The 14,128-nt window shown below is 41.3% G+C and carries 13 protein-coding genes; 3 read left to right on the top strand and 10 right to left on the bottom strand.

Features of this window, described 5'->3' with window-relative positions; all coding sequences use genetic code 11:
* Positions 1-2 precede the first annotated feature (2 nt).
* The gene (locus tag H4075_RS01240; RefSeq protein WP_182803396.1) at positions 3-500 is read right to left on the bottom strand and encodes a TlpA family protein disulfide reductase; all 498 of its coding nucleotides are present in this window, start codon (positions 498-500) and stop codon (positions 3-5) included.
* A 24-nt stretch (positions 501-524) separates the two neighbouring features.
* A complete protein-coding gene (locus H4075_RS01235) occupies positions 525-1,145 on the bottom strand; it encodes a DNA-3-methyladenine glycosylase family protein (RefSeq protein ID WP_182803394.1) in 621 nt (206 codons plus the stop codon).
* A 178-nt stretch (positions 1,146-1,323) separates the two neighbouring features.
* On the opposite strand from H4075_RS01235, the gene H4075_RS01230 reads away from it, so the two are divergent.
* Positions 1,324-2,148: a UDP-2,3-diacylglucosamine diphosphatase gene (locus tag H4075_RS01230; protein ID WP_182803392.1), complete on the top strand. Its 825-nt coding sequence runs from the start codon at positions 1,324-1,326 to the stop codon at positions 2,146-2,148.
* On the top strand, positions 2,145-3,332 hold the full coding sequence (locus tag H4075_RS01225; protein WP_182803390.1) for a glycosyltransferase family protein: 1,188 nt from the start codon (positions 2,145-2,147) through the stop codon (positions 3,330-3,332). The genes H4075_RS01230 and H4075_RS01225 overlap by 4 nt, the downstream gene beginning before the upstream one ends.
* Here the strand turns inward: H4075_RS01225 and H4075_RS01220 are convergent.
* The 8 genes from H4075_RS01220 to rlmD all read right to left on the bottom strand — a co-directional run bounded on the left by H4075_RS01220 (position 3,329) and on the right by rlmD (position 12,576).
* Positions 3,329-4,090, bottom strand: a complete 762-nt coding sequence (locus H4075_RS01220) for a LytR/AlgR family response regulator transcription factor (RefSeq protein ID WP_182803388.1) — start codon at positions 4,088-4,090, stop codon at positions 3,329-3,331. The genes H4075_RS01225 and H4075_RS01220 overlap by 4 nt on opposite strands.
* 40 nt (positions 4,091-4,130) lie before the next feature.
* A complete protein-coding gene (locus tag H4075_RS01215; protein WP_182803386.1) occupies positions 4,131-5,159 on the bottom strand; it encodes a sensor histidine kinase in 1,029 nt (342 codons plus the stop codon).
* 67 nt (positions 5,160-5,226) lie between these two features.
* Positions 5,227-6,186, bottom strand: a complete 960-nt coding sequence (locus H4075_RS01210) for a fasciclin domain-containing protein (RefSeq protein WP_182803385.1) — start codon at positions 6,184-6,186, stop codon at positions 5,227-5,229.
* Positions 6,187-6,341: 155 nt separating this feature from the next.
* Positions 6,342-7,835 (bottom strand): cysteine--tRNA ligase, encoded by a 1,494-nt coding sequence (gene cysS / locus H4075_RS01205; protein WP_182803383.1) that lies wholly within the window; start codon positions 7,833-7,835, stop codon positions 6,342-6,344.
* A 250-nt stretch (positions 7,836-8,085) separates the two neighbouring features.
* Positions 8,086-9,231 carry an endonuclease/exonuclease/phosphatase family protein gene (locus H4075_RS01200; protein WP_182803381.1) on the bottom strand — a complete coding sequence of 382 codons (1,146 nt, stop codon included), beginning with the start codon at positions 9,229-9,231 and terminating at the stop codon, positions 8,086-8,088.
* 8 nt (positions 9,232-9,239) lie between these two features.
* Positions 9,240-10,166, bottom strand: a complete 927-nt coding sequence (locus H4075_RS01195) for a rhomboid family intramembrane serine protease (RefSeq protein ID WP_182803379.1) — start codon at positions 10,164-10,166, stop codon at positions 9,240-9,242.
* A gap of 14 nt (positions 10,167-10,180) precedes the next feature.
* On the bottom strand, positions 10,181-11,020 hold the full coding sequence (locus H4075_RS01190; RefSeq protein WP_220494837.1) for a rhomboid family intramembrane serine protease: 840 nt from the start codon (positions 11,018-11,020) through the stop codon (positions 10,181-10,183).
* 89 nt (positions 11,021-11,109) lie between these two features.
* Positions 11,110-12,576, bottom strand: coding sequence for a 23S rRNA (uracil(1939)-C(5))-methyltransferase RlmD (gene rlmD, locus H4075_RS01185; RefSeq protein ID WP_182803376.1), 1,467 nt, complete (start codon positions 12,574-12,576; stop codon positions 11,110-11,112).
* 80 nt (positions 12,577-12,656) lie between these two features.
* Between rlmD and H4075_RS01180 the strand changes: the two genes are divergently transcribed.
* Entirely contained in the window at positions 12,657-14,120 is a 1,464-nt protein-coding gene (locus H4075_RS01180; protein WP_182803374.1) for a TlpA family protein disulfide reductase, read from the top strand.
* Positions 14,121-14,128 lie beyond the last annotated feature (8 nt).

Below are 14,128 nucleotides of genomic sequence, written 5' to 3'. Positions count from 1 at the left end.
TATTAATCTAACCTCTTCAGCACAACCTGCACATCTTCCAAAGAACCAGATCTCACCAGGATCATTCCTTCTTTATCCAGCAACATATAAGTAGGAAACTCATTTATTTTCAATACATCAATTACGTTGGCTCCTTCCGGATTTGTTTGCCTGTATTGCAGCAAATGCGCCCAGTTGAGTTTATACTTTGCCGTCATGGCTTTTGCAGCAGGTATTTGCTGTTTGTATTCGTAAGGAAAACCATACACGGTGATCTTGGATTCGTAATCTTTAATAAGTGTAACAAGTGCAGGAAACTGTTTGATGCAACTGTCGCTTTCGCTTTTCCAGAAATGGAACAATGTATATTCTTTCGCTTCCCTGAACACTACATCGATCACTTTGCCGGAGATCATATCAACACCTGAAAGTGAACGCAAAGCTGAGCCGGCAGTGGGACCGTCCTGGGCACTGAGTTGTGTTGCCCACAACAACAGAACTATGGCAAGTAGTTTTTTCATAACACTACGTTCAACATATAACTGTTACTTCGTTTTATCAACCGGTGGCTTATTATCCTTCCATTTCCACAGATGTACACAAGCATAAGTGCGGTAAGGCTTCCATTTGGTTGCATGTTTCTGCATTTTCTCGTAAAGTTCCTTTTTGTTTTCGTACTCGATCTTATATAGTTTGATCATAGCCTGCTGTATACCAAGATCATCAACAGGCAAAACATCTTCGTGTTGCAATGCAAACATCAGGATCATTTCTGTGGTCCATCGTCCTACACCTTTTATTTGCGTCAGTTTTTCAATCACTGCTTCATCACTCATTTTATACAGCTGGGCATCGGAGAGCTTCTCATCAATAAAAAAGCGGCAAACGTTGTGTACATAGTTTGTCTTTGCATTGCTCAATCCAATGCCACGCAATGTTTCAAACGGTGTGTCGAGTATCTGTTGTGCAGTTGGTTCTTTCTTTCCATACAATGCGAGAAAACGTTTGTAGATCACATCAGCCACTTTGGTACTCAACTGCTGACTCATGATCGATGCACAGAGATACAGGTAGATCTTCTTACGCTTCACCAATATGTGTGGTTCCTGTGCGTCAAGTACTTTCTTTAGTTTTTTATCTTTTGAGAGATGCGGAATGTAATGCATGATGATTAGTATAAAGTATAAGGTTGCCAACCCTGAGCAGTATCACAATGATTTAAAGCGGCGAAGCAGGGTTGGCAACCTTCGGCTTAACAATTTCATTACAATTTATTCATTCTCTTTTAATCATTCATCAATAGTTTGATAACAATTGGTTTCAACCTTTGTAAAACCCTTCTTTGTGAAGACCTATTACAAAACAATTATCCTCTCCGACATCCACCTTGGTATCCGTAATTCACGGGTAAAAGAGGCTGTGGACTTTTTAAGCCATCACAAATGTGATACGCTTATTCTGAACGGTGACATCATCGATGGCTGGCAACTCCGTAAATCAGGTGAATGGAAAAAGAAACACACTTCCTTTTTCCGCATCATTATGAAGTACATGCACAAATACAATACAAAGGTGATTTACCTGCGGGGTAACCATGACGATTTTCTTGATGAGATATTACCCTTCTCCTTTGGACAATTCATTATAAAGCGCCATCACATTCTGCAAAGTGCCGACAAGAAATACTATGTGGTGCATGGTGATATTTTTGATACTGTTACAACCAAATTAAAATGGCTCGCCAAGCTGGGTGATATTGGTTATACATTTTTACTCTGGCTCAACCGGCATTACAATCACTACCGCACCAAAAGAGGATTACCTTATTACTCTTTATCGCAGGTAGTAAAAGCAAAGGTTAAATCAGCAGTTTCCTTTATTTCTGATTATGAAGAACAGTTGTGTGAAGTGGCGGCGGCAAATCATTGCGATGGTGTTATCTGCGGACATATTCACCAGGCAGCTGATAAAACTATTAACAATATCCATTACCTCAACAGTGGCGATTGGGTGGAGACAATGAGCGCATTGGTTGAAACTGAAAACGGCGAATGGAATATTGTTTATTATAACGAGTGGCTGCAGCAACAAACACCCGCAGAAACAACTTATACAACCGTACAAAACACTGCTACTTATTTTCCAAGTTTAACACCTGAATTACTATGAACAACCGTTTTGTATTTGCTGTGCAGGGCGAAGGGCGTGGTCATTTAACCCAGGCCATTGCCACTTATGAAATGCTTATTGCACGTGGTCATACTGTTTGTGCAGTGTTGATCGGGAGTAGCAGTCGCAGGGAGATCCCTTCGTTTGTTCGTGAACGTATTAAAGCGCCCATCATTACTTACCGCAGTCCAAACTTTGTCACCGATAAAGAAAACAAATCGATCCGTATTGACAAAACGATCGTGAAGAATATGCTGCAATGGCGAACATACCGCAAAAGCATGCGGCTGATCCGTGAAGCAATTGCCCAATACAAACCCGATCTGTTGCTGAATTTTTATGAACCTTTGATCGGTCTGTCATCTGTATTTAAAAAGCTGGATACCAAAATTATTTCCATTGCTCACCAGTTTATTTACCTGCATCCGGAGTTTCAATTTCCGGAAGAAGGGAATAAGAGCGATGCATTTGCGATTAAGCAATACACAAAGCTCACCGCTAAAGGTTCCGATAAACTATTGGCACTTTCCTTTTATCCATTAAACCAGTCATCGTACAAAAAAGTGTTGATCTCACCACCATTGCTTCGCAAAGAAGTATTTCAGCAGGAAGTATTTGAAGGCGATCATATTCTTGTGTACCTGCTCAACTCCGGTTACATGCAGGATATCATCAGCTGGCACAAAGAGCATCCTGAAATTGTTCTGCATTGTTTTACTGATAGCGCTACTGTAAAAGGCAAATGGCATTTTGATGAAACGCTTTGTTTTCATTCATTAGATGATCAGAAGTTTTTACAATACATGGCAAGCGCAAAAGCACTCGTTACAACAGCAGGTTTTGAAAGCGTGTGTGAAGCGATGTATTTTGGTAAACCTGTATTGATGGTACCGGTGAAAGGACATTTTGAACAATGGTGCAATGCAAGAGATGGAGCCAAAGCCGGTGCCGGCACACATGCTGATTCGTTTAATCTTGATGTATTACTTGATTACATGCCGCCTTATAAAAACAACAGTGAAGCATTTCAGCAATGGAGTAAAACAACGAAACACATCATGCTGCAATGTTTTTCAGATGTGTTACATCAGCCGATGGAAGAGGATTTGATTGAAGAAAAATCAACACCTTATTTTCAGTTTCATCCTATGCTTTCCCTTAACCAACAGTTGGGACATAGTTAAGCTTCGGCCCATGTCTTAAATTCCTGAACCCGTTCACGGCTTAGCACCACTTCTTCTGTTTTAGATCCGTTGCGTAAAAGTAATTTAAGTCGACTGTTTACATAGGGCTTTATTTGTGCAATGCTGCTGAAGCGGGCAATATATTTTCTATTGAGACGAAAAAATTCCTTTGGATTCAACAATCCTTCAAGTCTGTCCAACGTATAATCAACAGTAAGTTTATTCCCCTCTTTATCTACGAGGTACACAATTTTATCATCGGCCTGGAAAAACTGCACCTCCGATGTTTCAACAAAAAACATACGTTGTCCTGCTTTGCCAAGGAATCTGGATTTAAATGAAGCATTGTCAAAAAAATCAGACAACTGATTGTAATTAATAACAGAGAAATTCGACTGAAGCTGTATAAACTTCTGCATAGCTTTTGTTAACGCTTCTGCAGTTACAGGTTTTAACAGGTAATCAATACTGCATAGTTGAAATGCATCCAGTGCATACTCATGATAGGCTGTTGTAAAAATAATAGGCTTACTGTAATTCACCTGTTTAAAAATATCAAAACAAAATCCATCAGCCAGTTGAATATCCAGGAACAGCAGATCCGGGTGTGCATTTGTACTTAACCATTGAATACTTTCTTCTACACTGTAGAGATGCTTTATAATTTCAATTGAAGGATCATATTGTTTCAGGAGAATCACCAGCCTTTCAGCCGCCAGTTGCTCATCTTCAATAATCACGATCTTTTTTGTGTTCATCGGTTTGCAGTTTACTGGTTTAGTATTTTGCGATCTCAGATCATCCTATTTCAATTAAGGGAAGACTAACTTTAAATTCGTGTTGGTTCTTTACTACTTCAATTTTTCTGCCAGTTATCAATTCATACCGCTGGTTAATATTATTCAATCCAATATTTGACGAAGGCTCACGGTTAGCCTTGGGCTGAAGGTTATTGCTCACTTCAAGTACTGCCGTTCCATTTGCTTTGATTTTTATTTCCAGTGGTTTGATATGTGATACGATGTTGTGTTTAATTGCATTCTCTACCAACATCTGCAAGGCAACCGGAACAACATAGGCATGATTCCATCGCTCATCAATTTCTGTTTTCAATTCAATGCCGGCAGGGAAACGCTTTTGCAGCAGATACATATAAGGTTGTAAGAAATCCACTTCCTTCTGCAATTCGATCAACTCCTTATCCTGGTTACGCAAAATATAATGATACACTTTTGAAAATGCTTCGATAAAATCATTCGCTTCATCACTGCTTTTCATCACCAGTGAAGACAATACATTCAGATTGTTGAATAAAAAATGCGGATTGATCTGCGACCGGATACTTTGCAATTGTGCCTGTGTGTTCATACGTAACAACTCTTCTGCCTCCAGCTGTTTCGATTTATATTTCTGCATATAAAAAACAACAGCATTTAATAAATGAAACAAGAGTGTAATGAGTGATGCATAAGTGAGCGTTAACTTCAACGGATTATCCAGCGACATAGGTACATGTAACACAAATACTTCAAACGACACGACTGTCATTATTGTTAAAATGATACTTCCGGCTAAACCCAAGCCAAAAAAGGAAAGCAGGCGTTTGTTGATGTGTTCATCGCCATGGAACCATTTGCTGAATGAAGGCTGAATCAACCTGCTCCACTCCCAGCTAAGAAACGTAATGAGCAATATACTCAGGAAAGCCTGGTACCAATAAATAGGTAACTCGAAATAATCGTACACCCGGCAAATAGCTGTATTTACATAGGTATAAACAGCCAGCGCCAGAATGAACCAGTAGCGGTATTTATTCTGAAAAAACATGTAGTCAGTAAATAAAACAAAAAAACCGGCCCAAAGGTTTGGGCCGGCGTCAATTATTAAACTAATCTTATGGAAGAATTACTTTGTTGATGAGGTGAACTACCCCGTTTTTCGCCATAATATCTGTTGCCACAATTGTAGCTGTTACACTTGTTGCTCCGCTTCCTTTAATTGTTGCGTTACCTCCTGAAACAGCGATAACAGCATTTGTTCCATTCGCCATACCGACATTACCTGCCGCAACATCGTTAGAGAACACTCGTACACCGCCCACCACATGGTGTTTCAATACCGCTCTGAGTGTTGCAACCGGAATCTGTGATAAACTGGTATACCCTAATTGAGCCAGGAGATCAGTAAACGCCTGGTTTGTTGGTGCAAAAACAGTGGCGCCATTAATTGTTGATAATATTTCAGCGATGTTGTCAGCACTGCCAGCTGCTGTACCAGCACTTGCAAGCGTAACTGCACGAACCAATGAATCGAGTGCCGGTGCTGCAGCAACAGCTACCTGCACAATGTTTCGTCCGCCTGCAGGAATCAACACACGACCAATCACATGTGCTACACCGTTAGAAGCTTCTGCGTTGGCAGTTGTTACACGCTGTCCGTTTACAAACACATCATTACCTACACGCTTCACATACAATGTATCTGTCGTTGCATTTTTTGAAGCGATTGCGGTTAATGTTGTTGGAACGGCTGCGGCCAATACTTTACCATCAAACACATGATACAACAATACGCTTTGCAAAGTTGCTACAGGTGTGTTGGAAGGAAAAGCTGCTGTTGTAAAAGCCGCATTTGTTGGTGCAAATACAGTGAATGGACCGGGACCTCTGAGTGTATTGGTTAAACCCGCTGCTTCCACTGTTGCTACCAACGAAGTAAGTCCGGCTGAATTTGCAACTTCCACCAGCGTGTTGGGAGCTGGATCATTTTTCTTTTTACAACTGCTGATACTGCCCATAAGTGTAAAGGCAGCGAGGGCTATTGCCCCGTTACGTAAGACCTGGCTTTTTTTCATGATTTTGATTTTGATATAGAACAACGAAAAAGTAAAACGAGCAGCTTAAACCGATGAACTGTTGAATAAGGGGAGTGAATCTACCGTTAGAGGTAATGAAAAGAGGGGCAGTAGCCCCTCTTAAAATATTTCGATTTTGAAACGATACTTACGAATCACATTGAAAAACTCATACCGCCATCTTTCTCATCCTTCAATTGAATACCAAGTTCAGCCAATTGATTGCGTATTTTATCACTCGTCACAAAGTCTTTTTTCGATTTTGCATCTTTACGGAGTTCAATTAAGATCTGCATCACTGAGTTGAAGCGACCGCTGTCTTCAGCACTGATGGCTTTCAACCCAAAGATATCTTCGATGTAGAGTTTCATTTGCTTTTGCATCAACGTTATGGTATCGCTGCTCAATGCATCTGCTGCAATATGCTTGTCTTTTAATCCATTAATCACTGGCACCAGTTCAAACATACTCGCCAGTGCTTTTGCCGTGTTCAGGTCATCATTCATGAATTCTTCAAACTCTGCAATCAGCTTTAAACTGCTTGCCTCAAGTGCTGCATCTTTCGCTTCGTACTTCGTATTACCAACTTCGTACTTCTGTAACCATTCATGTGCTTCCAATAAACGCTTCAAACCCTTTTCTGCTCCCTGCAACGCTTCATTACCAAAATCGAGTGTGCTTCTGTATTGCGTTTGCAGAATAAAGAAACGTACTGTCATCGGATGATATGCTTTCTCCAGAATGGGATGATTACCACTGAAGAGCTCCGTTAGCTTGATGACATTGTTATAACTCTTCCCCATCTTCTTACCGTTGATGGTGATCATGTTATTGTGCATCCAGTAACGAACAGGTGCGGTATGATTGCAGATGGTGCTTTGTGCAATTTCACTTTCATGATGCGGAAACTGCAGATCCATACCACCTCCATGTATATCGAACTGTGCACCTAAATATTTTGTGGCCATAGCTGAGCATTCAATGTGCCAGCCGGGAAAACCAACACCCCATGGACTTTGCCAACGCATGATATGTTCAGGTGCTGCATTTTTCCAGAGAGCAAAATCAGCACGGTCTTTCTTTTCTTCCTGACCTTCCAGTTCACGTGTTGTTTCTAACAGATCATCAATTACACGTCCGCTCAACTTTCCGTAATCATGAGTGGCTGCATATTTTTTTACATCAAAATAAACAGAGCCATTTGTTTCATAAGCATACCCTGCTTCAATGATTTGCTGGATCATTCCTATCTGCTCCACAATATGTCCTGTTGCAGTTGGTTCAATCGAGGGCTTGATCGTATTAAATTGCTCCATTGCCCAATGAAAAAGGTTGGTGTATTTCTGCACCAGTTCCATCGGCTCTAATTTTTCCAGTATCGCTTTCTTCGAAATTTTATCTTCTGCCTCACGACCTTCTTCTTCAAAGTGACCGGCATCAGTGATATTACGAACGTAACGTACTTTATATCCAAGATGAGTTAAGTAACGATACAATACATCAAACGTAATGTAAGGCCTTGCATGACCGAGATGACTTTCGCCACTAACGGTTGGTCCGCACACATACATACCCACATGACCGGGGGTGATTGATTCAAATACTTCTTTCTGGCGTGTAAGTGAATTGTAAACTTTTAACTGCGACATAAACATGGAATGGTTGTAATGAAGAATGTTGTACAAGAGGGATGGGTTGCCAAAAAAATCAGCAACAACAGCTACAACAACAGGTATAGAAGAATCTCTTCATTGAAACAAAGATAGTATTTCATGTGCTAATTTTTATTTCATTTTGGCCACTTCGTATATCCTTAAAAATGACCATCGCTGTTGTTAAAAATGAGCTCCCCGCCTGAATGCCAATGGCGGGCAGGGATCACTTTTATGGATATTCCGATTATTTGTTCTGCAAATTAAAATCAGCAATTACAGGGCTGTGGTCACTTTGCATTGACCGTAACACCTGCACCCTTTCAACAGATAACGATTGGCTGTGCAGCACATAATCGATCCGTAAGGTGGGCGACAGGTACTTGAACGTTCGGCCCACACCCCATCCTTTTTCAGTAAATGCATCATGCAGATCATCGCTGATGATCTGGTAAGCATTGGAGTTGGGTACATCATTCATATCGCCACAAACAATTACAGGGTATGGGCTTTTGTCAATTGCAGCCCTTACATCTCTTGCCTGGCTTGAGCGAAGCAGATTCGCTGTTTTCATTTTTCGCAGAATACTTTTACCGGCAGTTTGCACTGCATCAACATCTATCCCTTGCTGATCGATGTTCTCCACAAATTCATAATCCTTTTTTGCAAAATGCATGCTCTGCAGATGAATATTGAAAAGCCGTATTGTATCACTGTTAACCAACAGATCGACCCATAAAAAAGTATGGTTGTATTCTTTAATACTTTGTTCTTTTTCCCAACGCAGGATCGGATAATTCGAAAACACAGCTACGCAAAACGGATGATAACGTTCATTTTTTTGTTTGATGTTGGTGTGAACACCAAAAGCCCTGTCGTTAGCTGCGGCCACATATTTATAGCCGAGTTTTTTCTTCACCTTTTCCAGTGTAATAGGCGATAAGGTGTCGAGTGAAAAAACGAGTTCCTGCACAGCCAGCACATCGGCTTTAAAATTTTTTGCCTCCTGCAACATGCCGAGATCAAGATGACCTTTGTTCTCAAAAAAATTAAAGAGATGTGCGTTCCAGGTGGCTACCCGAAACGTTGATGCATCTACCTGTGTAGTTTTTGATTTTGGATGAAAGCCAAAGAATGAGCCGATCAACTCAAGACAAAGTAATAACGTAATAATGGGGATGAATGCAAGCTTGCGTTTTGCTGCCAGCCAGAAAACAAGAAAAACGAGTTGCAGAATAAGAAAGAACGGGAACAGAAGTGCGAACAGATTAACGATCCACGAAACTGATGCCGGAAGCACAGTGAGAAAATACAGGAGCAGCATACAAACACTCAACGCAATATTGCAGAAAATGAAAAACTTTTTTGTGAAGCTGCGAAAGAATCCGGCCATAACAGGGTTTAAGTTTCGTTGTCAGCCGCTTTTTTCAGAATATCTTTTTCTTCCTGTGTTAATGATTGGTATCCTTGCTGGCTGATTTTATCGAGGATGTCATCGACACGTTGCTGTGTTACGTTGGGTTTTTTTGAAAAAGGTTGTTGACCTTTTGTGTTGTAAAATACTTCTTTCTTTATTGTTTTTCTTGCCGGTTTTTCTTTGGGGTCGAATAAATGAGTGAACCAATTGTAAAGCCGGTGCATCCATTCGCCGGGATCTTTTCCATTTTGTATTTGCTTAATGTACACATAACCCATCGCTGCTCCGCCAAGATGAGCCAGGTGATGCGGGAAAGCAGAGCTTGCAAGACCGGCAAAATCAATGATCACATAAATTAAGGTGATCACCCATAATGGAATTCCTCCATTGATCATGGGGAACACACGATAATCAGGTGCAGTAACAGTTGCAGCTATGGCAATGGCCATCACAGATGCACTTGCGCCGAGATAACTGAAGCTGTTGATCTCTGCAGCAAAACGTGGTAACAAATTGGCACTGGCAATAAACAAAACAGCACCGGCCAAACCACCATAAAAATAAAGCGGAACAATGTGCTTGTTACCAACCAGGTCCTGTAACAGAAATCCAAATGCCCAAAGGAACAGCATGTTGCCCAGCAATTGCCATAAGCTGTAGTGTGCGATCATGTGTGAAAGCAATACCCATGGTCTTGTGATAAACGTGTTAAGATTTGCGGGTAAGCCTACCCAATCAAGCACATTCGTTTTGAATAAACTCACATCAGCATTGGGCGTGAGTTGGAATACGATCTCAATAAATTTGAGGATCACAAATATGATTACATTAATGGCGATGAGACGCATCACTGCATCTCCATCTTCTCCAAACATCATTCTCTTCTTCTTTTCTGCCTGCAGGTAACTCATACTTCAAACATTTATCAATAAAACGTACGGCGATTCTTTTTGTTCCAGTACCATACCAATAAAAAGCCAATTAATGCACCGCCAAGATGGGCAAAATGCGCCACGCTTCCGCCACTGTTACGAACGCCCATCCAAAGTTCGGCAGCAGCATACAAAATCACAAACCATTTTGCTTTTATCGGGAAGAAAAAATAAATATAGATCAGTGTGTTTGGGAAGAGGTAACCAAAAGCTGCCAAACATCCGAATACTGCTCCTGAAGCACCAACAGTTGGAGTGTTCAACATTACATCGGCACCCTGCTGCGCATACACTATACTTTGATCAACATATGCCTGGTTGCTGAGATCGTTCGACCAGGTATCAGCAAATGCCTGCAACTGTTGTCTGTCGAAAATCCTCGTGAGTCCGTTTTGATCAAAAAAACTCATGAAGCCTGATGGGGATGGTGAAGATTTGTAAGACGACAGCTCACTCATTAATGGCTGCATTTCGTAAAACAACCAACCCAGATGAATAACCGCTGCACCTAACCCGCACAGTATGTAAAAAGTGAGAAAACGTTTTGAACCCCATAAATTCTCCAGCATATTTCCAAACATCCACAAAGCAAACATGTTAAACAAAAAGTGGAAGAAATCGCCATGCATAAAAAGATGCGTGATGAACTGGTGTGGTTTAAAAAGATCAGATTGGATGCTATGTAAAGCAAAAAAATCTGTGAGAGCTTTTTCACTTCCCCATGCGCCACTGGTATATTGCGCCAGCAACACCAACCCGTTAATGATAATAAGATTTTTGATTACCGGTGGCAACACATTAAAACCACCGGGACGTATTTGCTGATAACTCACTACAAATTTTTTTGACTGATGAAATACAAATTTCGGGATTGTGGGGAATCTCACCACAATCATCTTTCACGAAAACGTTAAACCTTCGTTTACTTGCGTAATACCAACGCAGCCACATTTTCAATATGGTGCGTATGCGGAAACATATCCACCGGTTGCAGTTGCTCCACCACATATTTTTCATTGAGCAGTTGAAGATCTCGTGCCTGCGTGGCAGGATTGCAGCTTACATACACAATACGTGGCGCTTCTATCTCAAGTAATTTCTTAACCAGCTTTTCATGCATGCCTACACGGGGCGGATCGGTAATGATCACATCGGGCCTGCCATGTGCTGCAAAAAAATCATCGTTGCAGATATCGATCACATCACCTGCATAGAACGAAGTGTTGGTTAAGCCATTTGTCTGTGCATTCAGCTTGGCATCTTCAATTGCTTCTGCCACAGCTTCCACACCGATGATCTTCTTAGCCCCTTTGCTACAGAAAATACCAATGCTGCCTGTACCACAATACAGATCATACAAGGTTTCGTTGCCCGTAAGCTTTGCAAAATCACGGGTTACTTTATATAACTCTTCGCCTTGTTTGGTATTGGTTTGAAAAAATGACTTGGGACCGATCTTAAATACAAATTCCTCGAGCTTTTCGTTCACATGACCACTGCCGAAAAACGTTTCCGGTTGGAGATCATAAATACTATCGTTCCATTTAGGATTGATGGTGTAAAGCAAGGTTGTGATCTCAGGAAACTCTGCAAGCATTGCATTAAAGAGTAATTCACGGTTGGGTACATCTTCATAACCAAAGGTGATATTCACCATCACTTCACCGGTTGTGGTCATCCGGAAGATCATGGTACGTAACCAGCCTTCATGTGCCTTTATATCATAAAACGAAAAACCATGCTTCTTCGCAAACTCTCTTACAAAATTGCGGATCGCATTGTTGGGCTCCTGCTGCAGGTAGCAGGTATGTATATCGATGACCTTATCAAAAATTTTGGGAACGTGAAAACCCAACGCAACATCTGCGGGCGGAGGAGCAGGTTCAATTTCTTCAGTTGATACGCTTGCCTGTGCTGCTTTCGCCCGCTCTTCGTCTTTTTTCAGCAATTCATCACGGGTTAAATAGCGCTTATTGCTGAACGTGTATTCGAGTTTGTTACGATAGTATTTTGTCTGTTTCGCTCCAACTATGGGCAACAGTTCAGGCAACTCAATACGGCCGATACGTTTCAGGTTTTGCTCTACTTCCCGTTGCTTGTACTCCAGCTGCTTTTCGTACGGCAGCATTTGCCATTTGCAACCGCCGCACAAACCGAAATGATCGCAAAAAGGGGTGGTACGCTCAGGAGAATATTCATGAAAGTGCACCGCCTTCCCTTCGGCCCAGTCCTTTTTACTTTTACCAAGCTGAACATTCACCACATCGCCGGGTACAGCGCCTTCAATAAACACTACTTTCCCCTCTACACGGGCTATCGATTTACCTTCGGCGGCATAATCTTCCACCTTTACCTGTTCGAGTATCCTGATTTTCTGTTTTTTTCTCACGGCGCAAAGGTAACAATCAACCACTTTGCAAATCGTTAACAGCTGCAGAAAGCTTTTGAATTAACTTTACGTCATTCGCTATGAAGAAGACAACCCTTGTTCTGACCATCCTTTTATGCTGTAGTACCCTTTTTGGCCAGGGTTACCGTATTGCTGTACTGTATAAGCCTGTGCCCAACAGTCGTCTTTATCTCGGTTATTATTTCGGCAGTCAGAAATATGTGCTTGATTCGGCCTTGCTCAATGCGAAAGGCGAAGCCGTTTTTACAGGTGCCGAAAAACTTACCGGCGGTTTGTATATCGTTGTTGATCCGCAAAAGAAAACCTTTGTTGATATCCTGATTGATAAAGAACAGGAGTTCAACGTAAGCATAGACAGTACTGCATTCACCATCATCTCCATTAAAGGTTCAAAGGAAAACGATTACCTGAAAAAGTATAAAGATGCTTCTGCATTGTATTACAGCAATTATCCGCAGCTGATGAATGATCTTGCTATTGCTAAAACAAAACAGGACAGTGCTGTTGTTCAACGAAAACTGAATGAAGCAAATGTAAAAGCACAACAATGGCGTGACAGTTTTATTACAGCACAACCGGATGCTTATCTCAGTTTACTTTTCCGTCTGTTGAAAGAACCTGTTTATTCTGCTGCGGGTGCAAAGAATAAACAAGACAGCGTGAACGCATTTTACAATTACAAAAAACAATTCTGGCCAAACATATCTTTTGCTGATGAACGCCTCTTGCGCACGCCCATGTTTGAGCAAAGGCTCAATCGATATATGGAAACGGCAGTCATCCGTGAACCTGACAGCATTAAGCTTGAGCTGGATAAATTTATTCTTTACAGCCGCACCAATAAAACCATGTTCCGTTATTTCATCAATCGTTTTACAAACGAGTACATGAACCCGAAATACATGGGACTTGACGTGGTGTTTCTTCACCTGTTTGAAAAATATTACATCACCAACCAGGTTGATTGGCTCGAGAAAAAAGACCGTGATCTTGTTTTCAACCGTGCTTACAACATGTATGGAAACATTCTTGGTGAGCCTGCTGCAGAATTAAATCTGCTGGATACACTTAACCGTAAAGTCAATTTGTATTCGATCAAGTCGCCTTATACAGTTGTTATTTTTTGGGACCCTGATTGCGGCCATTGTAAAGAACAGGTGCCAAAAGTTGACAGTCTTTACCGGGCCAGTTGGAAAAAACAAGGTGTAAAAGTAGTTGGCGTGTTGAGTGATGGTGCAGGCGATGATGAAGCAAAAGCAAAAGATATTCAGAAAAAATGGACCGAGTACATCCGAAGCCAACAATTGAATGACTGGGTGCATCTTTATCAAACTACTGCTATGCGTAAAGCAGAACAAGCAAGCCAAACGCCGGGATTTCGGCAAGCATACGATGTTTTTCAAACGCCCACAATATATTTGCTGGACGAACAGAAACGTATCGTTGCAAAAAAAATAAACCCTGAGCAGGTTGATGAACTGCTGCAGTTTAGAAAAAACAACCAAACGTCCAAACATCCATAACCAAAGCT

Origin of the sequence: Lacibacter sediminis (assembly GCF_014168535.1) — a bacterium.
Taxonomy (GTDB): Bacteria; Bacteroidota; Bacteroidia; order Chitinophagales; family Chitinophagaceae; genus Lacibacter; species Lacibacter sediminis.
The sequence above is the reverse complement of the archived record's forward strand: the minus strand, read 5'-3'. Positions and strand labels throughout refer to the sequence as shown.

Excerpts from the sequence above, each read along its gene's own strand:
- H4075_RS01180 (WP_182803374.1), top strand. The coding sequence starts at position 12,657 with ATGAAGAAGACAACCCTTGTTCTGACCATCCTTTTATGCTGTAGTACC.
- H4075_RS01220 (WP_182803388.1), bottom strand. The coding sequence starts at position 4,090 with ATGAACACAAAAAAGATCGTGATTATTGAAGATGAGCAACTGGCGGCT.
- H4075_RS01215 (WP_182803386.1), bottom strand. The coding sequence starts at position 5,159 with ATGTTTTTTCAGAATAAATACCGCTACTGGTTCATTCTGGCGCTGGCT.
- H4075_RS01210 (WP_182803385.1), bottom strand. The coding sequence starts at position 6,186 with ATGAAAAAAAGCCAGGTCTTACGTAACGGGGCAATAGCCCTCGCTGCC.
- cysS (WP_182803383.1), bottom strand. The coding sequence starts at position 7,835 with ATGTCGCAGTTAAAAGTTTACAATTCACTTACACGCCAGAAAGAAGTA.
- H4075_RS01240 (WP_182803396.1), bottom strand. The coding sequence starts at position 500 with ATGAAAAAACTACTTGCCATAGTTCTGTTGTTGTGGGCAACACAACTC.
- H4075_RS01225 (WP_182803390.1), top strand. The coding sequence starts at position 2,145 with ATGAACAACCGTTTTGTATTTGCTGTGCAGGGCGAAGGGCGTGGTCAT.
- H4075_RS01195 (WP_182803379.1), bottom strand. The coding sequence starts at position 10,166 with ATGAGTTACCTGCAGGCAGAAAAGAAGAAGAGAATGATGTTTGGAGAA.
- H4075_RS01200 (WP_182803381.1), bottom strand. The coding sequence starts at position 9,231 with ATGGCCGGATTCTTTCGCAGCTTCACAAAAAAGTTTTTCATTTTCTGC.
- H4075_RS01235 (WP_182803394.1), bottom strand. The coding sequence starts at position 1,145 with ATGCATTACATTCCGCATCTCTCAAAAGATAAAAAACTAAAGAAAGTA.